This window comes from Paracoccus indicus, from assembly GCF_003056335.1.
GTDB lineage: Bacteria > Pseudomonadota > Alphaproteobacteria > Rhodobacterales > Rhodobacteraceae > Paracoccus > Paracoccus indicus.
Genome location: NZ_PYWA01000003.1, coordinates 163,344 through 186,496, shown reverse-complemented (window position 1 = coordinate 186,496; position 23,153 = coordinate 163,344). Strand labels below are relative to the sequence as shown.

Here is a 23,153-nt window from a genome sequence, read left to right as displayed (position 1 = left end):
GGTCAGTGCGGGTCCGGCGCGGCAAGCTGCGTGCGGACCATTTCGGTCAGTTCGGTCAGCGTGAAGGGCTTGGCCAGAAAGGCCGCATCGGGCACCGGCACCTGCCCGTCGACGAAGATGTCCTCGGTATAGCCGGACATGAAGATCACGCGGGCCTGCGGGATCAGCTTCAAGGCCTCGCGCACCCATGAGGGGCCGTCGAGCCCGGGCATCACCACGTCGGTGACGAAGATGTCGATCTGGCGGTCGCCCTTTTCCAGCAGTTCCAGCGCGGCCTCACCCGAGGCAGCCTCGGCGACCTCGAACCCCTTCAACTTCAACGCGCGGGATGCGAAGGCGCGCACGGGGGCCTCATCCTCGACCAGCAGGACGCGGCCGCGGGGACCTGTCGCCAGCTGATCGGTGCGCGTCGCCGGAACGGCCACGGGTGGCGCCTTCAACAGCGATCGCGCATGCGCCGGCAGATAGATGGTGAAGGTCGTGCCCTTGCCGATCTCGCTGTCACAGAAGATGTAGCCGCCGGTCTGCTTGACGATGCCGTAGGCGGTCGAGAGGCCCAGGCCCGTCCCCTCACCCGCCTTCTTGGTGGTGAAGAAGGGGTCGAAGATCTTCTCAAGGTGATCAGGCGCGATACCGCCGCCCACGTCGCGCACGGTGATCGCGACATAGTCGCCCTGCGCCAGTGTCACCCGGTCGCGATGTTCCGGCGTGGCCAGGTGAACATTCCGCGTCTGGATGAGGATGTCGCCCCCGGCAGGCATCGCATCGCGGGCATTCACCACCAAGTTCATGATCACCTGTTCCAGTTGGCGCTTGTCGGCGCGGATAGCGCGCAGGGCCGGGTCGTGGGTGATGGTCAGGCCGACGCGTTCGCCCACCAGACGGTTCAGCAGATGGGTCAGATCGGCCAGCGTGTCGCGCAGGTCCAACATCTGCATCGTCAGCGTCTGCTTGCGCGAGAATGCCAGCAACTGTCCCACCAGCGCCGCAGCCCGGTTGGCGTTCTGGCTGATCTGGTCCAGGTCGGCGAAATCCGGGTCGCCCTTGTCATGGCGCAGCATCAGCAGGTCGCAATGCCCGCTGATGGCGGTCAACAGGTTATTGAAATCATGCGCGACACCCCCGGCCAGCTGCCCGATGGCCTGCATCTTCTGGCTCTGGGCGAATTGCGCCTCCAGGGTCTTCAACTCGCTGGCGTCGGTCAGAACGGCGATGATCTGATCGGCCGTGAAGGGATCGCGGGCCAGCCCAACCTGGAAATGACGGTCGCGCATCTCGCCGTTGCGGCTGTCCGGGTGACGCAGGCGCAGCATCTCGGTCCGGTTGACGGCGCGCCCGGCGCACATGTCGGACAACCAATCGGCCAGGGGCCTGCCCGGCCCATCCAGCAGTTGCGCGATGTTCTGGTCCAGCGCGTCGGTCAGCATGCCGTCCAGCAGGGCCCGCGCCGCCGCATTCGCGCGGCAGATCACCCCGTCGGACCGCAGCCGCAGCAGCGCCACGGGAATGGCGTCGAATTCGTCGCGATCATCGACGTCGTCCAGATCCAGAGCGACTTGGAAAGGCTCATCCACCTGTCCGGCACGCAGATAGGACCAGATCTGCAGCGGTGCATCCGGCAAAGAGCTGAGCGTCAGGACATCGCCTTCCGGCAGGGACATCTCGGCGCTGCCGAGGCGCAGGGCACGGGTCGACATCTGCCGCAGCTGACCATCGGCATCGGCACGAAAACGGGTCATCAGCGACAGGATGTTGCGCCCGGTCAGATCCTCGAATCCCAGATGGGCGGATTGGTTCTGATAAAGCACCAGCCCATCGGCATCGCAGAGCCAGATCGGTTCGGCGGCGGAGGCGACCTCGGATCGGATCGCCGAAAGCGCACGGCGCGCCGCCATTCCCCGCGACAGATGCGACAGCCCGACCGCCCCGCTCAGCAGATACCAGGCCACGCCGACGGTACCTGCGGCAACCGCCGTCAGCCCTGTCGCGGCCCCCGGCGCCACCGCCAGGATGCCCGCCCCCGCCACCATAGGCGTCAGCAACAGCGGCACGGCCGCCAACGCCCCCTTGGGCAGCCCTGCGTGTTGGTCCAGATGCGCCATTCGAATCGTCCTCTTGCCCCTTGACGATCCTCTGCCTAGCCGACCCGGTCTTAACAGGGCGTTAACTTTGATCCCGCGCCGGGGCATCAGTCGCCGCGCACCAGCACCGCCAGATAGAAGCCGTCGCTGGCCGTCTGCGGCGTCCAGGTCTGCTGCTGTTGCAGGGCAAAGCCCGGATGTCGCGCAAGGAAGGCCCGCAGCTGGTCCCCGTTCTCATCGTCAAGAACCGAGCAGGTCATATAGGCCAGATGCCCGCCCACGCGTACCATCGGTGCGACCTGATCGAGGATCTGGGCCTGCACCTCGGTCAGACGCACCAGCTGATCCTGCGTCAGCCGCCACTTCGCGTCGGGCGTTCGACGCCATGTGCCGGTGCCCGAACAGGGGACATCCGCAACGACCAGATCATAGGTCCCCTCGGGCTTGCGCAGGATGCGGACGGGGACGCCCGCGCGTTCGGCGCGTTCGGGCAGATCGCCCATGCGGGCGGGCAGCGCGTCATGCGCCTCGTATCGGGCCTTGGGCTGACGCGCGGCCAAGGCCAGCGTCTTGCCCCCGCCCCCCGCGCAATAATCCAGCACCCGGTCGTCGGGGCGCAGCGGCAGTGCCGCGCAGGCCAGCTGCGGGGACAGGTCCTGCAATTCGATCCCGCCATCGCGATACAGGCCCGACCGCGCGACGGCGCGTTCATTGCCCAAGACCTTCAGCGCGGTGGGCAGATCGTCGGCGGCGCGGGTGGGAATATCCTCGGCGGCCAGCTGTTCCATGGCGCTGTTAGGGTCGCAGCGCTGCGGGTTCACGCGCAACCAGACGGGCGCGCGATCGGCCATGGCCGCAGCCACCTGCCCCGCCTGATCCCCAAGCGAGGCATGCCAGCGCGGCCTGATCCAATCGGGCAGATCATCGGGCAGATCGGTGGGCGGGACATGGGCCGCCTCGGCCTCGGTCAGGGGGCCGGGCGAATGTCCCTCGCCCGAGAAGAGATCCGCGATCGGCAGGTCGTTGCGACGGGCGTGCCCGATCATCAAACCGCGACCGTCAAGCGACCCGCCAAGGGCCGCCAGACTGTCGCGCTGACGCAGCGCACCAAAAACCAGATCGCGCAGTTTGGCGCGGTCGCCCGAACCGGCGAAGCGGCTGCCCCGCGACCAGCGCAGCAGCGCCTGTTCGGCAGGCATCCCCGCCAGCACCTGATCCAGAACCGAGATCGCGGCGGCAATCCGTGCCCCCGGCGTCACGTGACAGGCCCGTTGTGGGAAAATTCGATGCGCATCTGTCAGCCCCCTTGCAGCCTGCCCAACGTGAACGGCGTCCGGCCTAGCATGGTGGGAACCATGCGCTCAACCGCAGGGCGGCTGCAAGCGGGTCCCCACGTCAGAATACCGTGACCTCAGAAGGCCTGTGGCCGGACGCGCACGAAAGGCAGCCACGCCAGCAGCGGGATCGGCGCCAGGGCGGCAATGTGGATCAGCCCCGGCACGTCGCGCATCACCGCCAGCCGCATCAGGTATCGCGCCATCGCAAGGCTTTCCGAAGGCGCACGCCCGAAGATGCCGTCGATATAATCACGCCCGAACTCCCACACCGGCATCGCGGACGCCCCCGAGATCAGCGCCGCGATCAGCGCCAACAGCAACGGATAGAGCACCAGCCCCAGCAACCCCAGCAGCACCGCACCCGCGATCTTGCAGCCCAGCACGACGTTATAGGCGACACTGGCCTTGCGCAGCACCGGCGACACCGCCAGCACATCCCCCCAGGATGCGTCGAACCATTCCGTTCCGATGGTATCGGCCTGCCGCCCGCGCAGGGCACGGTGGAAGGCGCCCTCGATGGTGCGGGCGCGGCGGTCGTGGATCACGAACTCGATGATCGGCTTTTCGGGAAAGGCCGTCGCCTGTTCGGCCACGCGCGACAGGCCCCGGCTGGAATAGCCGATCTTGATGCGCCGCGGATGGCTGGGAAAGCGGTATCCGTAGACGATGTTGGGATTGGTCGGCGATCCGACGATTACCGTCCGGGACAGGTCGAAGCTGCCGCGCACGGTCCTGAGTTGCTTGCCTTTGACGCCCAAGGACAGGTTCCTTCATGTGCCGGACCCGCGCACCGGGCCTTCTGATGGCCGGCGGTCGTGAAACGTATCAGGAACCAGCCTTAGCCTTTTGAACCGAATTAGGAAAAACAATCGTCCTGCGCAAGAACAAATGGTTAACACTGGCAGTGATTCACACAATCGTTTGCGCGCCTTCGTGCAACCGTCGGGCAGGGACAGCGTTGGGCCGCGAATTCACCGACACCAAGCGGAGATACGCCACGATGACCCATCACAGCACGCCCATCCCCGGACAGCTTGCGCCCCTGATCACGGCCAAGAACCATCAGGACAATGCCTTCGCCCTGCCCGCCACCCCCGACAACCGCATGACGGCGGTCTTCTTCTATCGCGGCATCCATTGCCCCATCTGCAAGAAGCAGATCGAGGAGTTGGCACGCCGTCAGGGTGAATTCCGCGATCTGGGCGTGGATGTCGCCGTTATCTCGATGGACGACCGCGAAAGGTTCGACCGCCAGCAGCAGGAATGGGACTTGGGCGATCTGCACATCGGCCATGATCTGACCGAGGAATCCGCCCGTGACTGGGGTCTGTTCATCTCGGACAAGGAAAAGGACGCCGAGCCCGCGCGCTTTGCGGAACCGGGCATCGCGATCCTATATCCCGATGGGCGGATCTATGCGATGTATCTGCAGAACGTCCCCTTCGCCCGTCCGACGACGGATGACCTGCTGTCCGGGCTGAAGTTCATTCTGGAAAACGATTATCCCATTCGCGGGACTGCATGAACGAAGGGAGGCCGCTGTGGCCTCCCTTTTCCTTCACTGACCGTCGGGGATCAGGGCACCCTCGGTCGCCTCGGGCAGGTTGCCGTTCAGCGCGGCATTCAGCTGGTCGCGATCCAGCGCGCCTTCCCACCGGCTGACGACGACCGTGGCCACCGCATTGCCGATGAAATTGGTGATCGAGCGACATTCCGACATGAAACGGTCCACCCCCAGGATCAGCGCCATCCCCGCCACCGGCACCGTCGGCACCACCGACAGCGTCGCGGCCAGCGTGATGAAACCCGCCCCCGTGACGCCCGCAGCCCCCTTGGATGACAGCATCGCCACCAGCAGCAGCAGCACCTGCTGTTGCAACGACAGATCGGTGTTCGTCGCCTGCGCGATGAACAGTGCCGCCAGCGTCATGTAGATGTTGGTACCGTCCAGGTTGAAGGAATAACCCGTCGGCACGACCAGCCCCACGACGGGACGCGCGCAGCCCGCCCGCTCCATCTTCTCCATCAGCGAAGGCAGCGCCGATTCAGACGACGATGTGCCCAGCACCAGCAGGATCTCGGTCCGCAGGTAGGCGATCAGCTTGAAGATCGAAAAGCCGTTCAGCAGGCAGACGGTCCCCAGGATCACGACGATGAACAGCGCCGAGGTCAGATAGAAGGTGCCGACCAGCGCCGCCAGGTTGGCCACCGCGCTGATGCCGTATTTGCCGATGGTGAAGGCGAAGGCCCCGAAGGCGCCGATGGGGGCGGCCTTCATCAGGATGTCGACGACGCGGAAGATCGCAAGGCTGGCGCTTTCGAAGACGGCCAGCACAGGCTTGGCCTTCTCGCCGATCAGGATCATCGAGATCCCGAACAGGATCGCCACGAACAGCACCTGCAGGATGTTGCCCTCGACGAAGGCCGAAACCAGCGTGCTGGGGATGATGTCCATGACAAACCCGGTCAGCGAGGTCTCATGCGCCTTCTGGGCATAGCCCGTGACCGCGCTGGCATCCAGCGAGGCCGGATCGATGTTCATGCCGCTGCCCGGCTGGATGACATTGGCGACGATCAGCCCGACGATCAGGGCCAGCGTGGAAAACGTCAGGAAATAGGCAAAGGCCTTGCCCACGACCGAACCGACGCCGCGCAGACTGCCCATCCCGGCCAACCCGGTGACGATGGTCAGGAAGATCACCGGCGCGATGATCATCTTGACCAGCTTGATGAAGCCGTCGCCCAGGGGCTTCAGCGCCTCGCCGGTCTGGGGGAAGAAATGGCCGACCAGCGCCCCGCAGATGATGGCGGTCACGACCTGGAAATAGAGGTGGGCGTAGAAGGGCTTGGGGGTGCGCGCCCGAGGTTGCGCGGATGGATCAAACTGCATGAGGTCTCCTCCTACCTTTGCGTGTGACGGAAATGTTGCGGGCAGGATAATGATTGCGCGGAACATCCGAAGGGCTGGCGCGCATGACTGCAATGCGTTGAAAACATGGCTTTCCTGCCCCGGACTCGAGGGTAGGATGTGTGGTTTCCCACACGCGGCGACCCTGCTAGTGTGGAAAACGAAACAGCCGCCGGACACGCTCCCCTGATGCCGATCCCCCTGAGAGACGATGATTCGCCCCGCCTGACATCGCGGCGTCTTGCCATGAACGCGCTGGCCGTTGCGCTGATGGTGGTCGTGCCGCTGGCGACATGGCATCTGACAAGGACCGCCGCCATGGCACGCCTGACGCAAGAGGCGGCTGCCATCGCCCAGACACGCGTTCTGGCGTTGGACAGCGTCCTTGATCGCCAACGCGCCGTGGCCGTGGTCCTGTCGGTCGACCAGCAGGTCATCGCCACCCTGCGCGACGGGCGCATCTCGGACCCCGAGGTCTCGGCCAAGCTGGATCTGCTGCGCGCCGAGACGCAAAGCAGCGTCATCTATTTGATGGATGCCCAAGGGCGGGCGGTGGCGGCGTCGAACTGGGATCAGCCGACCAGTTTCGTCGGCCACGACTATGGGTTCCGCGATTATTTCCGACAGGCGATGCAGAACGGTACGGGTCAGGAATATGCGCTTGGCACGGTCAGCGGTCGGCACGGGCTTTATCTGGCCCATGACATCCGCGACGAGGGCCGCCCCATCGGCGTCATCGTCGTCAAGATCGAGTTCGACCAGCTGGAGCGCGCATGGGCCCGCGACAGCGACGCGACCTTCGTGATGGGCGGCGATGATCGGGTGCTGATCTCCAGCCGGCCCGAGCTGCGGTTCCAGCCCCTGCCCACATCCCGCGGTGTCCTGACCACCCGTGCGCCCCTGCGCCGCAGCGACTGGCAGTTGGTCGTGCAGACCTCAACCGCGGGGCCGCGCCGTCTGGCGGCACTGGCTGCGGGGACGGCGCTGCTGGTGGTGATGCTGGGCGGGATCATGGCCGCGCTGATCGCGGCCCGGATGCGCCGCGCGGCACGGCAGGCCCGCGCCCAGGCCGCCTATCGCGCCGATCTGGAGCAGGCGGTGCAGGCCCGCACGCGCGACCTCTCGGATGAGATGCGCGAACGCAAGGCGGCCGAACAGCGCCTGATCCGCCTGCAATCCGATCTGGTGCAGGCCAACAAGCTGGCGACCCTCGGCCAGATCACCGCAGGCGTCGCGCACGAGCTGAACCAGCCTCTGGCCACCATCCGCCTGCTGGCGCAGAACGGTCAGGCCCTGCTGCCCGCCCATGCGGCGCAGGCCACCGGAGACAACCTGACCCGCATCATCGGCATGACCGACCGCATCGCTACCATCACCGACCGCCTGCGCGGCTTTTCCCGCAAGGCGACGGGCGCGATGCAGGCGGTCTTGCTGCAAGGGTCGATCCAGGCGTCGCTGATGCTGACGGCCAGCCGACGGCGGGCCAACGCCATGCGCTTTGACCTGCCCGATCTGCCCGACGATCTGTTCGTCCATGCCGAATCCGTGCGGTTGGAGCAGATCCTGGTGAACCTGCTGACGAACGCCCATGACGCCCAGCACGACCGCCCCGACCCTTGGATCCGGCTGCGGGCCAACTGGGACGCTGCGACCGTGACCCTGACGATCACCGATAACGGGCCGGGGCTGGATGCAGATGGCGCGGCGCGGCTGTTCACCCCTTTCGCCACCGACAAGCCGCAGGGCATGGGGCTGGGGCTCGTCATCTCGCGCGATATCGCCCGCGACTTCGGGGGTGACCTGACCCTCGATCCCGCAACCCCCGGTCAGGGGGCCACCTTCCGCCTGACGCTAAGGAGAGCCTGATGCCCCAAGCCCCCTGCATCTGCCTGATCGACGATGACGACGACCTGCGTGCAGCGCTGGCGCAGATGCTGACCATTGCGGGCATCGCCGTGCGGGACTTTGCCACCGCCGATGCGGCCCTGCAGATCCTGGACCCCGACTTCGACGGCGCGGTTCTGACCGACGTGCGCATGCCCGGCATGGACGGGTTGCAGCTGTTCCAGCATCTGCACGACATGGACGCCGATCTGCCGGTGATCCTGCTGACGGGGCATGGCGATGTGGATATGGCGGTCAGGGCGCTGCATGCGGGCGCCTATGACTTCCTGACCAAGCCCGTCGACACCGAGGTTCTGACCGCCGCCCTGCGCCGCGCGCTGGCGGCCCGCCGGCTGGTGCTGGAAAACCGCCGCCTGCGTCAGTCGCAAAGCGATATCGCGCTGGCACATCCGCCGCTGATGGGCGACAGCCTCGCGATGCGGCAGCTGCGCGACAGCCTGACCCGCGTGGCCGAGGCGCAAAGCGATGCGCTGATCACCGGCCCCGGTGGGGCGGGGAAATCGCTGGTGGCACAGGCCATCCACCGGCATGGCCCCCGCCGCGCCAAACCCTTCGTCGTGCTGGATTGCGCCGCCCTTTCGCCCGACCGGATCGACGCCGCGCTGCTGGGGTCCGAGCCCACGCCGAATGCCAGACACGCCCGCACCCCCGGCCTGCTGGAGAAGGCGCATCGGGGCGTCTTGTGCCTTGATGACGTGGCCGCCCTGCCGCAAGCCGCCCAGACCCGCCTGCTGAAGCTGGTCGAGGCGGGCGAGTTCTGGCCCGCAGGCGCCGCAGCCCCCCGCCCCCTGGACCTGCAGATCATCGCCACCGCCGAAAGCGAAACCCAGGGCGATCTGCATCCGGGTCTCTACTATCGGCTGTCGCGTGCCATCGTGACGGTGCCGCCGCTGTCGGCGCGCGCGCAGGACGTGCCGGCGCTGTTCCGCCACTTCCTGCAATCGGCGGCGGATCGACTGTCGCGCAGCGTGCCGCCCCTGACCGATCTGGTGCTGGCCCATCTGGCGACCCACCGCTGGCCCGGCAACCTGCGAGAGCTTCAGGCCTTTGCCGAACACCACCTTCTGGGGTTGGAGGGCGCGCCGGGCCACACGCCCCCCGCCCGCCCCGCGCTGGCCCAGATGGTTGCCACCTACGAGGCCGCGCTGATCCGCGACACCCTGCGCGACTGCCAGGGGCATGCGACGCAGGCGATGCAGATGCTGGGGCTGCCGCGCAAGACCTTCTATGACAAGCTGGCGCGCCACGGCATCAGACCCGGCAGCTTTCGCGACCCTGCGTAGGCGGCCCTTGGTGGAACGCTTTCGGCGGATCGGGTGTTATGGCTTCGCCCGACTGGACAGTCTGCGACGATCGTTGATGCGTATCGGGATCCGCGTTGCAAGGAATACCGATGCCCGTTTTTCTGCATGGCCTGTCGACCGCACTTCCACCCAACCGCCTTGACCAATCCGATGTCGAAGCCCGTGCCGCCCTGATTTTCGGCGACCGCTATCCCCAGTTCGACCGCCTTGCGCGCACCTTCGGAACCTCGGGGATCAAGCATCGGTATTCGGTCATGCCCTTGGACTGGTTTTCCCAAGACCATGGATGGAAGGACCGCAATGACGCCTATCTGATCGGCGCGGACCAGATGTTCGTCGATGCCGCGGATCGGGCCCTGAGCGATGCCGGATGGCGGGCCGATCAGGTCGATTGCGTGGTCACCGTGTCATCGACCGGCATCGCAACACCCACGATCGAGGCTCGGGTCTTCACCCGGATGGGGTTCCGCGACGACATTCTGCGCGTGCCCTTGTTCGGGCTGGGGTGCGCGGGCGGTGTCTCGGGGCTGTCGGTCGCCCAACGTCTGGCGGATGGGGCCGATGCCCCCAAGGTCCTGCTGGTCGTGATCGAGGCCTGCTCGCTGTCCTTCCGCACCGACCGCCTGCAAAAGGCCGACATCATCGCGACCGTCCTGTTCGGTGACGGCGCAGCGGCGGCTTGCCTTTCGTCCGATCTGCCCGCCAAGGGGCCGCATGTGCAGTTGGGCAAGGGTTTCCAGAAGATCTGGCCCGATACGCTGGCGATCATGGGGTGGGACGTGGATCAGACCGGCCTCGGCGTCGTCTTCGACCGCTCGATCCCGAACTTCGTTTCCGAGCATTTCACCCAGGCCGCGGATCAGGCCCTGTCCGCATCCGGGCTGACGCGCCACGACATCGACCGCTTCGTCTGCCATCCGGGCGGCGCAAAGGTGGTCGAAGCCATCGAAGCCTCGCTGAACCTGACACCCGGCGTGCTGGACGCCGAACGCGAGGTGCTGCGCGACACCGGCAACATGTCCGCACCCACGGTGATGTTTGTGCTGAAATCGGTGCTGCAATCGGGCGGCACTGGCCAGATGATGGCCTGCGCGCTTGGGCCGGGGTTCACCGGGTCCTTCCTGCCGCTTCACGTCTCGGCGGGGATCTGATGCCGATGGCGACGCTGCTGTTTCTAGGCTTCATCCTGCTGCAGCGCGGGGCCGAGCTGGTCATCGCCCGCATCAACACGCGCCGCCTTCTGGCCCGCGGGGCACATGAGGTCGGCGCCGACCACTATCCCTTCATGGTCGCCATGCATGCGCTGTGGCTGATCTGCCTGGTCGTCTTCGGGCACGACCGCAACGTCGATCCATGGTGGCTGGGCGCCTTCGCGGTCCTGCAGATCCTGCGGCTGTGGATCCTGGCCACCCTGGGGTCGCGCTGGACCACGCGTATCATCATCCTGCCCGAGCCGCTGGTCCGTCGCGGCCCCTTCCGCTTTCTGCGCCATCCCAACTATACCCTAGTCGTCGCCGAGATCATCGTCGCGCCGATGGTTCTGGGGCTGGTCTGGGTCGCCGCGCTGTTCACCCTGTTGAATGCCCTGATGCTGTGGGTGCGCATCAGGGCGGAAAATGCGGCGCTGGCGCCGCTGCGCTAGGGAAGTCGGTCAGCGCTGCTTGCAGGGCCGACCGGCGACATAGGTCTGCGCCACGGCCCGGTCGTCGCCCATGATCTGCAGGATGAACAGCTCTTCCGCCAGCGTTTCGGCGCGTTCCATTCGCAGGTCCATGGCGGGCGTCGCGCGGGCGTCCAGCACCACCAGATCGGCGTCGGAACCCGGCGCCAGCGTGCCGATCCGGTCCTGCATGCCAAGGGCGACCGCATTTCCGCGCGTGGCCCAATGGAAGGCCGACAGAGGGTGCAGCTTCTGCCCGCGCATCTGCAGGACCTTGTAACCCTCGTTCAGGGTTTGAAGCATGGAATAGCTGGTCCCACCGCCGACATCGGTTGCGATGCCGCTGATGACGCCCGCCTCGCGCAAGCCCGCCTCGTCGAACAGGCCCGATCCCAGGAACAGGTTCGAGGTCGGACAGAAGACCGCACGGCTGCCGGTTTCGGCCATGCGGGCGATCTCTCGCGGATGCAGATGGATCGAATGGCCCAGCAGCAGCTTGTCGGACAACAACCCGTTCTGTTCATAGATGTCCAGGTAATCCCGTGCTTTGGGATAGAGGGAAAGGGTGAAGTCGATCTCGTCCCGGTTTTCGGACAGATGCGTCTGGATGTGGCAATCGGGATGCTCGGACGCCAGCTGCCCGGTCATGGCCAGCTGTTCCGGGGTCGAGGTGATCGCGAAGCGCGGCGTAATCGCATAGCGTTGCCGCCCCTTGCCGTGCCAATCGCGGATCAGGGCCTTGCTGTCGTCATAGCCCTGTTGCGGCGTGTCCAGAACCGCGTCGGGCGCATTGCGATCCATCATCACCTTGCCCGCGACCATCGCCATGTCGCGGTCATGGGCAGCGGTGAACAGAGCCTCGGCGCTGGTCTTGTGGCTGGAACAGAAGGCGACCGCCGTCGTCGTTCCATGCGCGGTCAGCTGGTCGAGGAACAGCCCGGCCATACGGGCCGCATGGTCGGGGTCGGCGAAGCGTGCCTCCTCGGGGAAGGTGTAGGTGTTCAGCCAGTCCAGCAGCTGCGCACCCCAGCTGGCGATGACCTGCACCTGAGGAAAATGCAGATGCGGGTCGATGAAGCCCGCCATGATCAGATGCGGACGGTGGTCCGTTTCGGGCAGGTCGGGACGTGCCAGATCGGCATGATCGCCCACGGCGACGATCTGGCCGTCCTGGACGACGATCGCACCGTCTTCCCAAAAGCGGTGATTGTCCTGCGTTTCGGCAGGATCGGCATGAAAGTCGAGGACGCGGCCCCGGATCAGATGCTGCATGGGTCTTTTTTCGGAAGGGGTACTGCGGTGAGCCTGCCGATCACTTCGGCGGCGGTGAAGGCGGCGATGACCTCGGGGCGCTTGTCCGCCGATTGTCCCGCGCCGATGGGGCAGACCAGCCGCGAGGTGTCGATGCCCGTGGCAAAGCGTGCGAACTGCGCGCGTTTCGTGGCACTGCCGATCATGCCGACATAAGACAGATCGGGGCGTGACAGGGCCTCGGACGCCAGCAGGAAATCCAGCGCATGGTCATGGGTCAGAATGATGATTGCCGTGCCGGGACGGGCATCACGGATCAGCGCCTCGGGCAGCGGGGTCACACGCGTCACGATGCCAGGGGCCGCCAGCGACAGTTCCTGCGCCCGCTGGTCGATCAGCGTAGCATTGACAGGCAGCGGTTGCAGCGCCAGCGCCAGCGCCCGCCCGACATGGCCCGCGCCAAAGATCAGCGCGTCGGGATGATCCTGCGGGGTTGGTCCCTGCCGGTCCAGCTCCAGCACGACCCGCCCACCGCAGCATTGCCCGATCTCCGGACCCAACGGCACATCCATCCGATCCGTTTCCGACCCCTGCAACAGCATGACCCGCGCGCGGTCGATGGCCATGTATTCCAACTGGCCGCCACCGATGGTCCCTTGGACGCTGTCGGGGCCGACGAACATCTCGGCCCCCACGTCGCGCGGGGTGGACCCGCGGGCGGATATGACGCGGATGCGGATCATCCGCGCAGGCGGTCCACCGCCATCAGCACGCGTTCGGGCGTGGCGGGCGCATCAAGGCGGGCCGGTTCGCGGTAATCGGCCATGGAGGCGACGGCCATGTTGATCGCCTCGAAGACGCTGATGCCAAGCATGAAGGGCGGCTCGCCCACGGCCTTGGAGCGTTTGATGGTGCGCTCGGCCGCCTCGGACCATTCGACCAGCTTGACGTTGAAGACGCGCGGTCGGTCGCTGGCCAAGGGCACCTTGTAGGTCGAGGGCGCATGCGTGCGCAGCCGGCCCTTGTCGTCCCACCACAGCTCCTCACTCGTCAGCCAGCCGGTGCCTTGGACGAAGGCACCCTCGGCCTGGCCCTTGTCGATGGCCGGGTTCAGGCTGCGGCCCACGTCATGCAGCACGTCGGTCCGGTCGATGACATATTCACCGGTCAACGTGTCCACCGAAACCTCGGATACCGCGGCACCATAGGCATAGTAATAGAACGGCCTGCCCCGCCCGGTCGAACGGTCCCAATGGATCTTGGGCGTCTTGTAATGCCCCGATGCGGAAAGGTTCACCCGCGCCATATAGGCGGCGGCGATCACCTCGGTGAAGGGGATGGCGGTATCGCCCGCCATGACGTGGTTCGGCACGAAGGCCACCGCATCAGGGGCCACCTGCCAGCGTTCGGCAACGAAATCCACCAGCCGCGCCTTGATCTGCTCGGCCGCGTCCAGCGCCGCCATCCCGTTCAGGTCAGTCCCCGAAGACGCTGCAGTGGCCGAGGTGTTGGGCACCTTTTCCGTCGTGGTCTTAGTGATCTTGACGCGGGCGATGTCGCATTGGAATGCCTCCGCCACGACCTGCGCGACCTTGGTGTTCAGCCCCTGCCCCATTTCGGTGCCGCCATGGTTCAGCATGATCGAGCCGTCGGAATAGACATGGACCAGCGCACCGGCCTGATTGAACCATGTCGCGGTGAAGCTGATCCCGAACTTGACCGGTGTCAGGGCGATTCCCTTGCGAATGACGCCGCCCTTCGCGTTCCAATCCAGCACAGCCTGACGCCGCGCCTGGTAATCGCTGCTGGCTTCCAGCTCGTCCAGGATGCGTGGCAGGATCTGATCGTTGACCTCCTGGTGATAGGGGGTCAGCTGGCCGTTTTCATAGAGGTTCGCGCGCCGGACCTCCAGCGGGTCGCGGCAAAGGGCATAGGCGATCTCCTCGATCATGCGTTCGGCCACGATCACGCCCTGCGGACCACCAAAGCCGCGGAATGCGGTGTTGCTGACCGTGTTCGTCTTCATCGGATGGCTGCTGACGCGCACATCGGGATAGAAATAGGCGTTGTCGGCGTGGAACAGCGCCCGATCCGTCACCGGCCCCGACAGGTCCGAGGCGAAGCCGCAGCGCGCGTACCAATCGCCCTGAACGGCGCGGATCTTGCCCGTGTCGTCGAAGCCGACTTCGTAATCGACCACGAAATCGTGGCGCTTGCCGGTGGCGATCATGTCGTCGTCGCGGTCGGGGCGGATCTTGACCGCCCGCTTCCAGCGCTTGGCGGCGATGGCGGCCACGCAGGCAAACAGGTTCATTTGCGTTTCCTTGCCGCCGAACCCGCCACCCATGCGCCGAACGTTCACGACGACCGAATGGCTGGGCACCGTCAGGGCATGGGCGACCAGATGCTGCACCTCGGACGGGTGCTGGGTCGAGACGTTGATGGTCATGTCATCGTCCTCGCCCGGCACGGCCATGGCGATCTGCCCTTCCAGGTAGAAGTGGTCCTGCCCGCCGATCTCGAACCGCCCGCTGATCCGGCGCGGGGCGGCGGCCATGCCCTGATCGGCGTTGCCCCGGCGCAGGGTCAGGGGCTCGGTGACATAACCCATCCCCGCATCACGTGCGGCAATCGGGTCCAGCGCATGGGGCAGTGCGTCATAGGTGATCTCGGCCTTATGGGCGGCCCGACGCGCCTGATCGCGGGTCTCGGCCACGACGGCAAAGACCGGCTGTCCCCAGAACAGGACGGTTTCTTCGGCAAAGATCGGTTCGTCCTTCTTGCCATTGGCCGAGACGTCGTTGATGCCCGGAATGTCCTTGGCCGTCAGCACGCCGATGACGCCGGGATGGGCCAGAGTCTCGCTGAAATCCATGCTGGTGATCGTGCCATGCGCGCATTGCGACAGCCCCAGATAGGCATGGACCAAGCCGTGCGGTTCGTTCAGGTCGTCGGTATATTCGGCGCGGCCCGTCACATGCTTGGCGGCGCTGTCATGGACGGTGTCCTGATGGGCCTGCCCGCGCAGGATGGTATCGTCTTTCATGGTCAAGCCCCCAGGGTTTCGGTCAGGCGGACCGGCAGGCCCGGCTCGGATTGTTCCAGCCAGAAGCGGCGGAACAGGTTCTGCGCCACGCGGGCGCGATAATCGGCGCTGGCGCGCATGTCCGACATGGGCGTGAAGTCATCGGCGACGGCGCGGGCAGCGGCCTCGAAGGTCGCCTGCGCCATGGGCTGCCCCTGCAGGGCAGCCTCGGCGCGGGCGGCGCGTTTCGGGGTGGCGGCCATGCCACCGAAGGCCACGCGGGCATCTTCGATGATGCCGTCCCGCACCGTCAGGCAGAAGGCGGCGGCGACCGCCGTGATGTCGCTGTCGCGCCGCTTGCTGACCTTATAGGCGGCAACGATGGCATCGGGGCGCGTCGGGATGATGACGGTCTCGACGAATTCGGCCAACTGGCGGTCCTGCTTGCCGTAATCGATGAAGTAATCCTGCAGCGGCAGCTCACGACGCTGGTCGCCTCGGCGCAGCACGATCCGCGCCCCAAGCGCGATCAGCAGCGGCGGCGTATCCCCGATGGGCGAGCCATTGGCGATATTCGCCCCGATCGTGCCCATGTTGCGCACCTGCCAGCCACCAATCCGCAGCCAATAGTCATAGGCCGCCGGAATGTGCTGGCGGATCAGCGGCGCGGCCTCGGAATAGGTGACGCCTGCGCCGATATGCAGTTCTTCGTCAACGACTTGCACCGACTTCATCAGGTGACCGATGAAGATCGCCGGGCTGATGTTGCGCATGAATTTCGTGACCCACAGGCCCACATCCGTGGCACCCGCGACCAGCGTCGCCTTGGGTTCATCCAGCAGCACCTGCGCCAGATCGTCGGCATCGGCGGGAATGATGGCGCGGTCGCCGTCGCGGTCCAGATCGACACGTCCCGCAGGCATCGCGGCCAGCCGCGCGGCCACGGCATCGCGTTCGTGCATCAGCGCATCGGCGGCCTGCCCGCCTGCGCGACCGGCGGCAAGGGCGGCGGTGATGATCGGCTCGTATCCCGTGCAGCGGCAGATGTTGCCCTGCAGCGCGATCTCGATATCAGTGGCACTCGCATCGGGTTTGGTCATCCACAGGCCATAGAGCGCCATGACGATGCCCGGCGTACAGAATCCGCATTGACTGCCGTGATGTTCGACCATTGCGGCCTGAACCGGGTGCAGCCCGCCATCGGGGCCTTGCAGATGTTCGACCGTGACGACATGGCAGCCGTGGCAGGATGCCAGCAGGCGGATGCAGGCGTTGATCGGCTCATAGACCAGCCCGCCTTCGGTCGGACGCCCCAGCAGCACGGTGCAGGCGCCGCAGTCCCCCTCGGCGCAGCCCTCCTTGGTGCCTCTCAGGCGGCGCGCGATCCGCAGATGATCCAGCAGCGTGTCCGAGGCGCCGACCTGCGACAGCGCAACCTCTTGGTCGTTCAACAGAAAACGCAGCTGGGTGGTCATGGTGTTCCTTCCTGGCGGGCATCGCGTCGGGCAGCTTATGCGGGAAAAGGGGATTGCGGAATTGGCAGCGACGTAGAAGACTTTACATGAAACGTTGAAAGCCAACCACCACCATGTCCTATCTTGAAAGCCTGCGGGTCTTCGTTCGCGTGGTCGAGCTGGGCTCGATCACCGCCGGAGGCAGGGATTTGCGCCTTTCACCGGCAGTTGCCTCGAATCGTATCAAGGATCTTGAAAATCGCTTCGGGCTGCGCCTGCTGAACCGCACCACCCGCAAGCTGACCACGACCGAGGTTGGCCGCGCCTTCTATGACCACGCCCGCCGCGTGATCGAGACCCTGGACGAGGCCGAGGCACTGGTCAGCAGCTTTTCGGGCAAGCCGCAGGGCGTGATCCGCCTGACCGCGCCATTGGGCCTGGGGCGAAGGCTGGTCGCGCCGCTAATCCCGGCCTTCTGCGCAGACAACCCCGGCGTCGAGTTCCGCCTGCGCCTGTCGGATCGCAGCGTCAATATTGTCGAGGATGCCATCGACCTTGCGTTCTTCCTGGGCGAGCCTGCGGATTCCGCGCTGAAATGGCGCAAGATCGCGGATTGCCCGCGGGTGCTGGTGGCATCCCCGCGCTATCTGGCCGAACACGGCACGCCGCAGGTGCCCGATGATCTTTCGGCACACAACTGCCTTCTGCTGCGCTATCCGCGCAGTCCGGAATATTTCTGGACGCTGACGACCGAGGACGGGCCGCGCAAGATGATGGTCTCGGGGCGGTTCGATACGGATGACGGCGATGTGCTGACATCATGGGCGCTGGACGGGCACGGCATCGCCAACCGCCCCGAATACGAGGTCTCCGATGAACTGCGCGAGGGTCGCCTGATCCGCCTGCTGCCGCAGACGCCGCCGATCCCCGCGCAATTCGGCTGCCTTGCCCCCCACCGCCGGCTGCAGGACCCCAAGGTCCGCATGTTCGCCGATTTCGCGGTCAGGGAATTGAAGCCGGTGTTCCAGCCGGTCAGCCAAATACCCGCCTGAACGCAGGCACGCGGGTCAGCAGCAACCGGTCGGCCAGAAGGGCCGCCACCATGGTGACCCCCGCCATCGGAAAGACCACGCCGATCACGCAGCCCAAGACGACCGCCCCGCGCCACAGGGGCATGTCCGAGGGCATCGGCGGCGGCACCAACCGCATCTGCCCTGCGGGCCGACGCTTCCACCACAAGACCACCCCCGAAACGCACAGGAAGATCACCGCAAGGCAGAAGGCGGTATTGGCCAACACGCTCCACAGTCCCAAGGTGCCCATGTGCAGGGCAATCCCGACCGCCATCGCCTTGCCCGCCCATGAATAATCCCCAAATCCGACGTCGGCCAGGATACGGCCGCTGTATTGGTCGATATGCACGGTCCGGTCGGTCGTGGGGTTCAGGCTGTCGGTGTTCATCGAATCCCGGGCCAGCGTCCAGACGCCGGTGTCGCCCTTGGGCATCATCATCTGATAGCGCCCCTGAAACCCGATGCTGCGGGCCAGCGCATCAACGCTGTCGATGGTGACGGGCTGGCCTTGGGGAATGCCCGTGACGCCCGCCTCTGACCCTGACGCGGGCATCGGGGTCTGTTCCAACGCCCAAGCCACCTGCTTGGGGCCGTCATTCATGCTGCCATGGGTCACGTCGGACAAGGGCACCGCGTCCCATTTGGCGGCAGGAAAGGTGGACCAGGCCTGAGTCAGCTTCTCGCCCCAGACACCGGACCATGCCAGTCCCGAGACCAGAAAGAAGACCATCACGACCGAGATCCAGATCCCCACAGTACCATGCAACGACCGCCACAGCGCGCGACCGCGTGCCATCGGGTTCGGGATCAGCGCGCGCGCCCATCCGCCTTGGCGCGGCCACCACATGTAAAGCCCCGTCGCCATCAGCACGACCCCAAGCGAGGCCGCGATCTCTAGCATCCGGTCGCCGGTCACCCCCAGCAGCAGCGAGGAATGGATGTTATCCGCCAGATCATACCACCCGCTGCGGCGCGGGAAGCTGGTCACGACCTGCGCCGTATAGGGGTCGACGGCGACGGTCTGGGCGCCCGATGGGCTGTCGATGCGGAAGATCGCGGCCAGGTCGGGGCTGCGGGGTGCGACGTATTGCACTGGCTGGCCATCGGGAACGGCGGCGATCGCCACCGCCGCCTGCAGATTCAGGCTGGTCGTCTGGCCCTGTGGCGTGACAGGGATGCGTTCGCCGTCGCGCCCATCCAGATGGGCGATCCACAGCATCATCATGCCGGTCACCGCCAGCACCAGAAAGAACGGAACGACGAACAGCCCCGCATAGAAGTGCCAGCGCCAGGCAGCACGATACAGCTTGGCGCCCTTGTTGGCGGCGTCCAGCGCCGCGGTTCGGGTGGTTGTCATGGCAGGTCACGACGCGAAGCGCCGCCCTCCGGGATGGAAGAAATTCGGGTCATGGGATTGGTCCTTGGGCATGGCCGCGCCATGCTGGTTTCACTGTCAGACGATGGGTTCTGATCAGGCGCGCGGTGGTGCGCGGGCGAAACCGTCCAGAGGTGCCTGCATCGGCCGCCACAGGTGATCGGCGGTCCGGGGTTGAAAACGGCTGGCCAGCCGGACCCACAGCGGAGGCATCGGTGTGGCGACATGATCAAGGGCATGAACCAGCAAGCAGACATGGTCATGAGTGGCGGCGTTTTCCTTTTCCGTGTCACGCCGATCCAGCGAAACCTCGACCAATCCATGACCGGTGCAGATAACCACCGCGTGGTCGTCGATGACACCCATATCCGCAAGCGCCGCCGAGGATTTCGGCAGCACCACGCCAAGGATCACCCCCAGCAGCAGAACAAGGCGAAGCATATGCATCATCGCGTCCTGTTACCGCGCCGCAACCCGCCTGTTAAGCCGAAAATGCCGTCAGAGACCCGCCATGCCAAAGGTGCCGACCTGGCGGAACCAGCGGATGATCTGGCGACGCTCGTCGTCCTCCATGCCGGTGATGTTGGCGGGGGGCATGGCGTCGGTCAGCCCCGCCTGAACATAGACCTGACGCGCGGCCCGCGCGATGTCGGTGGGCGTTTCAAGAAACAGCCCGCGCGGGGCGTGATGGATCCCCTCCCACGCGGGTTCGCGGGCATGGCACATGGAACAACGGCCGATGACGGTCTGCGCGACGTCCTCGAAACCCTCTGCTTCGGCGAATTTCGCCTCGGCCGGGGTGAAGGGGCGCGCCATCGCGTCCTCGTAACTGTCCTGGTTCAGCCCAAGCGCCGAGAGCCACATGATGGCCACGAACAGCATCACCGTGACCGCCCATGTCCACCACTGATAGCCCTTGCGCGCATGCATCGTGTTAAAGAAATGCCGGATGGTCACGCCCATCAGAAAGATCAGCGCCGCGATCAGCCAGTTGTATTCGCTGGCGAAGGCCAGCGGATAGTGGTTCGACAGCATCAGGAAGATGACCGGCAGCGTCAGATAGTTGTTATGCGTGGACCGCAGCTTGGCGATCTTGCCGTATTTCGGGTCCGGCGCGCGTCCGGCCTTCAGGTCGGCGACCACAATACGCTGGTTCGGCATGATGATCAGAAAGACGTTGGCTGTCATGATGGTGGCGGTGAAGGCCCCCAGATGCAGCAGCGCCGCGCGCCCCGTGAAGACTTGATCGTATCCCCAGCCCATCACGACCAAGGCCACGAACAGCAGCAGCATCAGCACTGTCGGGCGCTGACCCAGTGGCGATTTGCACAGGCCGTCATAGATCAGCCAGCCGATGGCCAGTGATCCACCCGACACCAGGATCGCCTGCCAGATGGCCAGATCGGCCTTGGCCGGATCGATCAGGAACAGGTTCGCCCCTGCCCAATAGGTGACCATCAGCAGCGCGGCCCCCGACAGCCAGGTCGAATAGCTTTCCCATTTGAACCATGTCAGATGCTCGGGCATGCGCTCGGGGGCGACCAGGTATTTCTGGATGTGATAGAAGCCGCCGCCATGGACCTGCCATTCCTCTCCATGGGCGCCTTTCGGCATGCCGGGGGCCTTCTGCAGACCCAGATCCAGCGCGATGAAGTAGAAGGACGACCCGATCCAGGCGATCGCGGTGATGACATGGGTCCAGCGGACGGCGAAGGCCAGCCATTCCCAGATGATGACGGTATCGGGGATCATCTCAGCTGCCCCTGTAGGTCGAATAGCCGAAGGGAGAGATCAGCAGCGGCACATGATAGTGGTCATCCTGCGACATGCCGAAGCGGATCGGAATGACGTCCAGAAAGCGCGGGCTTTCGGGCGGGATGCCCGTGGCGTCCATCCAATCGCCCGCATGGAATTCCAGCTCATAGGTTCCGGTGGCGAAGTCGGATTGCGGCAGGATCTGGCTGTCGGTGCGGCCGTCGTCGTTGGTGACCAGACGCGCGATTTCGGTCCGGGCGTCGCCGTCGAGGCGGAACAGGACCACCGTCATGCCGCGTGCCGGTTGGCCGCGCGCTGTGTCCAGAACATGGGTGGTCAGGTAACCCGGCATCTTGGTCCTCCGCTGATTATGCTCGGTTTGTTGATAACCGATCCTTCCTTGCGCACGAGATGGCCTGCGCGCAAGGCAGTCTTTAGAATTCCTGTATAATCGACCCTCAGTGATCGGCCAGCTTGCCGGCGGCGCGCAGTTCATCCTCATCCGCGGCGGGGGCACCGTTATAGAACCAGTTCAGCAAAACCGCGCTGATCGCCGCCAGCAGGATGCCCGAGTGGATCAGCGGGTGGATGGCATGTGGCATCCATTGCTTGAAATCGGGGGCGACCACCGGGATCATCGCCATGCCGATGCTGATGGCCACCACGAACAGGTTGTGCCGGTTGCCGGTGAAGTCCACCCGCGACAGGATGCGCACGCCGGTCGCCGCGACCATGCCGAACATGACCAGCCCCGCTCCGCCCAGGACCGTGGTCGGCAGGCTTTCGACCAGCGCGCCCATCTTGGGGATCAGCCCCAGCACGATCATAATGACGCCGCCCGCCACGCAGACAAAGCGCGACCGGACCCCCGTGACGCCCACCAACCCGACATTCTGGCTGAACGAGGTATAGGGGAAGGTGTTGAAGATGCCGCCCAGCATGGTGCCCAACCCATCGGCGCGCAGGCCCGCGGCAAGCTGCTTCTGGGTGACGGGACGGGCGCACATTTCGGACAGGGCCAGGAACATGCCGGTGGATTCGATCATCACGACGATCATCACCAGCACCATGGTCAGGACCATCACCAGGTCGAAGGTCGGCAGGCCGAAGTGGAAGGGCGTGATCAGCGCGAACCATTGCGCATCCGCCACGCGGTCGAAATGCATCATGCCCAGCATGGCAGCCGTGATGCCGCCGACGGCGATGCCGATCAGGACGGCGATATTGGCGATGAAGCCGCTGGCAAAGCGCGACACCAGAAGGATCGTCCCCAAAACCAGCGCCGCGATGGCGATATTGCCGCTTGCCGCGTAAAGCGGGTTGGCGACGGTGGGGGCCAGACGCACGCCCTCGGGGACGTCGCCTGCGGCGATGGCCTGTTCCAGCCATGCGGCCTGCGCGGGGTCGACCAGCTTAGGTGCGGTCGGGCCGACCTGCAGGCCGAAGATCCAGTTGATGCCGATGGGCATCAGGCTGATGCCGATGGCCAGAATGACCGTGCCCGTCACGACGGGTGGAAAGAACCGAAGCATGCGGCTGATCAACGGTGCCAGCAGGATCGCGATCAGACCCGCCGCGATGATCGCACCGAAGAGCGCCCTCGCCCCATCAGATCCGGGGTTCCCCGATGCGATGGCCACCATCGGACCGACGGCGGCGAAAGTGACGCCCATCATCACGGGCAACCTGATGCCGAAATACTGCGTGGCACCAAGGCTCTGGATCAGGGTGGCGATGCCGCAGACGAACAGATCGGCCGAGATCAGGAAGGCCACCTCGGATGGCGACAGTTGCAGCGCGCGGCCCACGATCAGCGGCACGGCAATTGCGCCCGCATACATCACCAGAACATGCTGGAACCCAAGCGTGATCAGCTTGGGTGTCGGCAGACGTTCGTCGACGGGATGCACCCCCGCCGCGCCGGTTGTTTCGCTCATGTGATCACCCCCTCTGGCAGTATGTCGCGACAAGTCTGCGCCCGGCCCCTGGCAGGGAAAACGGATTTCATGCCGTGGGACGGACGAA

General features: G+C 65.5%; 19 protein-coding genes. 6 read left to right on the top strand and 13 right to left on the bottom strand.

What is annotated here, in order from left to right; translation table 11 throughout:
* Positions 1-2: 2 nt before the first annotated feature.
* From DDE75_RS06230 to DDE75_RS06220, 3 genes are all read right to left on the bottom strand, one after another.
* Complete coding sequence (locus DDE75_RS06230) at positions 3-2,102, bottom strand: ATP-binding protein (RefSeq protein ID WP_245894638.1); 2,100 nt, start codon at positions 2,100-2,102, stop codon at positions 3-5.
* Positions 2,103-2,188: 86 nt separating this feature from the next.
* Positions 2,189-3,340: an RsmB/NOP family class I SAM-dependent RNA methyltransferase gene (locus tag DDE75_RS06225; protein WP_108501513.1), complete on the bottom strand. Its 1,152-nt coding sequence runs from the start codon at positions 3,338-3,340 to the stop codon at positions 2,189-2,191.
* Between the two features lie 152 nt (positions 3,341-3,492).
* Complete coding sequence (locus DDE75_RS06220) at positions 3,493-4,176, bottom strand: GIY-YIG nuclease family protein (RefSeq protein WP_108501512.1); 684 nt, start codon at positions 4,174-4,176, stop codon at positions 3,493-3,495.
* A gap of 242 nt (positions 4,177-4,418) precedes the next feature.
* Here DDE75_RS06220 and DDE75_RS06215 point away from each other — a divergent pair, with 242 nt between their 5' ends.
* Positions 4,419-4,943 (top strand): redoxin domain-containing protein, encoded by a 525-nt coding sequence (locus tag DDE75_RS06215; protein ID WP_108501742.1) that lies wholly within the window; start codon positions 4,419-4,421, stop codon positions 4,941-4,943.
* Between the two features lie 33 nt (positions 4,944-4,976).
* Here the strand turns inward: DDE75_RS06215 and DDE75_RS06210 are convergent, their stop codons facing one another.
* Positions 4,977-6,308 (bottom strand): dicarboxylate/amino acid:cation symporter, encoded by a 1,332-nt coding sequence (locus DDE75_RS06210; protein ID WP_108501511.1) that lies wholly within the window; start codon positions 6,306-6,308, stop codon positions 4,977-4,979.
* A gap of 207 nt (positions 6,309-6,515) precedes the next feature.
* Between DDE75_RS06210 and DDE75_RS06205 the strand changes: the two genes are divergently transcribed.
* From DDE75_RS06205 to DDE75_RS06190, 4 genes are all read left to right on the top strand, one after another.
* The gene (locus DDE75_RS06205) at positions 6,516-8,192 is read left to right on the top strand and encodes a sensor histidine kinase (protein ID WP_108501741.1); all 1,677 of its coding nucleotides are present in this window, start codon (positions 6,516-6,518) and stop codon (positions 8,190-8,192) included.
* Positions 8,192-9,514 carry a sigma-54-dependent transcriptional regulator gene (locus tag DDE75_RS06200; RefSeq protein ID WP_108501510.1) on the top strand — a complete coding sequence of 441 codons (1,323 nt, stop codon included), beginning with the start codon at positions 8,192-8,194 and terminating at the stop codon, positions 9,512-9,514. The genes DDE75_RS06205 and DDE75_RS06200 overlap by 1 nt, the downstream gene beginning before the upstream one ends.
* 110 nt (positions 9,515-9,624) lie before the next feature.
* Positions 9,625-10,686, top strand: coding sequence for a type III polyketide synthase (locus DDE75_RS06195; protein WP_108501509.1), 1,062 nt, complete (start codon positions 9,625-9,627; stop codon positions 10,684-10,686).
* A complete protein-coding gene (locus DDE75_RS06190) occupies positions 10,686-11,177 on the top strand; it encodes an isoprenylcysteine carboxyl methyltransferase family protein (protein WP_108501508.1) in 492 nt (163 codons plus the stop codon). Before DDE75_RS06195 ends, DDE75_RS06190 begins: the two co-directional genes overlap by 1 nt.
* A gap of 9 nt (positions 11,178-11,186) precedes the next feature.
* Here DDE75_RS06190 and guaD read toward each other — a convergent pair whose 3' ends face one another.
* Genes guaD through xdhA form a run of 4 tightly spaced genes read right to left on the bottom strand, consistent with a single transcriptional unit; the run spans position 11,187 to position 16,946 of the window.
* Entirely contained in the window at positions 11,187-12,467 is a 1,281-nt protein-coding gene (guaD, locus tag DDE75_RS06185) for a guanine deaminase (RefSeq protein WP_108501507.1), read from the bottom strand.
* On the bottom strand, positions 12,455-13,189 hold the full coding sequence (gene xdhC / locus DDE75_RS06180) for a xanthine dehydrogenase accessory protein XdhC (protein WP_108501506.1): 735 nt from the start codon (positions 13,187-13,189) through the stop codon (positions 12,455-12,457). The genes guaD and xdhC overlap by 13 nt, the downstream gene beginning before the upstream one ends.
* The gene (xdhB, locus tag DDE75_RS06175; protein ID WP_108501505.1) at positions 13,186-15,492 is read right to left on the bottom strand and encodes a xanthine dehydrogenase molybdopterin binding subunit; all 2,307 of its coding nucleotides are present in this window, start codon (positions 15,490-15,492) and stop codon (positions 13,186-13,188) included. The genes xdhC and xdhB overlap by 4 nt, the downstream gene beginning before the upstream one ends.
* A gap of 2 nt (positions 15,493-15,494) precedes the next feature.
* Entirely contained in the window at positions 15,495-16,946 is a 1,452-nt protein-coding gene (gene xdhA, locus DDE75_RS06170; RefSeq protein ID WP_108501504.1) for a xanthine dehydrogenase small subunit, read from the bottom strand.
* 113 nt (positions 16,947-17,059) lie between these two features.
* On the opposite strand from xdhA, the gene DDE75_RS06165 reads away from it, so the two are divergent.
* Positions 17,060-17,977: a LysR family transcriptional regulator gene (locus DDE75_RS06165; protein ID WP_108501503.1), complete on the top strand. Its 918-nt coding sequence runs from the start codon at positions 17,060-17,062 to the stop codon at positions 17,975-17,977.
* Here DDE75_RS06165 and DDE75_RS06160 read toward each other — a convergent pair.
* From DDE75_RS06160 to DDE75_RS06140, 5 genes are all read right to left on the bottom strand, one after another.
* Positions 17,958-19,355 (bottom strand): PepSY-associated TM helix domain-containing protein, encoded by a 1,398-nt coding sequence (locus DDE75_RS06160; protein ID WP_108501502.1) that lies wholly within the window; start codon positions 19,353-19,355, stop codon positions 17,958-17,960. The two genes, DDE75_RS06165 and DDE75_RS06160, sit on opposite strands and share 20 nt — an antisense overlap.
* A gap of 114 nt (positions 19,356-19,469) precedes the next feature.
* Positions 19,470-19,820: a DUF2946 family protein gene (locus DDE75_RS06155; RefSeq protein WP_162798923.1), complete on the bottom strand. Its 351-nt coding sequence runs from the start codon at positions 19,818-19,820 to the stop codon at positions 19,470-19,472.
* 51 nt (positions 19,821-19,871) lie between these two features.
* The gene (locus tag DDE75_RS06150; protein WP_418304174.1) at positions 19,872-21,125 is read right to left on the bottom strand and encodes a urate hydroxylase PuuD; all 1,254 of its coding nucleotides are present in this window, start codon (positions 21,123-21,125) and stop codon (positions 19,872-19,874) included.
* A gap of 1 nt (position 21,126) precedes the next feature.
* The gene (uraH, locus tag DDE75_RS06145) at positions 21,127-21,480 is read right to left on the bottom strand and encodes a hydroxyisourate hydrolase (RefSeq protein ID WP_108501500.1); all 354 of its coding nucleotides are present in this window, start codon (positions 21,478-21,480) and stop codon (positions 21,127-21,129) included.
* 106 nt (positions 21,481-21,586) lie between these two features.
* On the bottom strand, positions 21,587-23,065 hold the full coding sequence (locus DDE75_RS06140) for a nucleobase:cation symporter-2 family protein (protein ID WP_108501499.1): 1,479 nt from the start codon (positions 23,063-23,065) through the stop codon (positions 21,587-21,589).
* Positions 23,066-23,153: the final 88 nt, after the last annotated feature.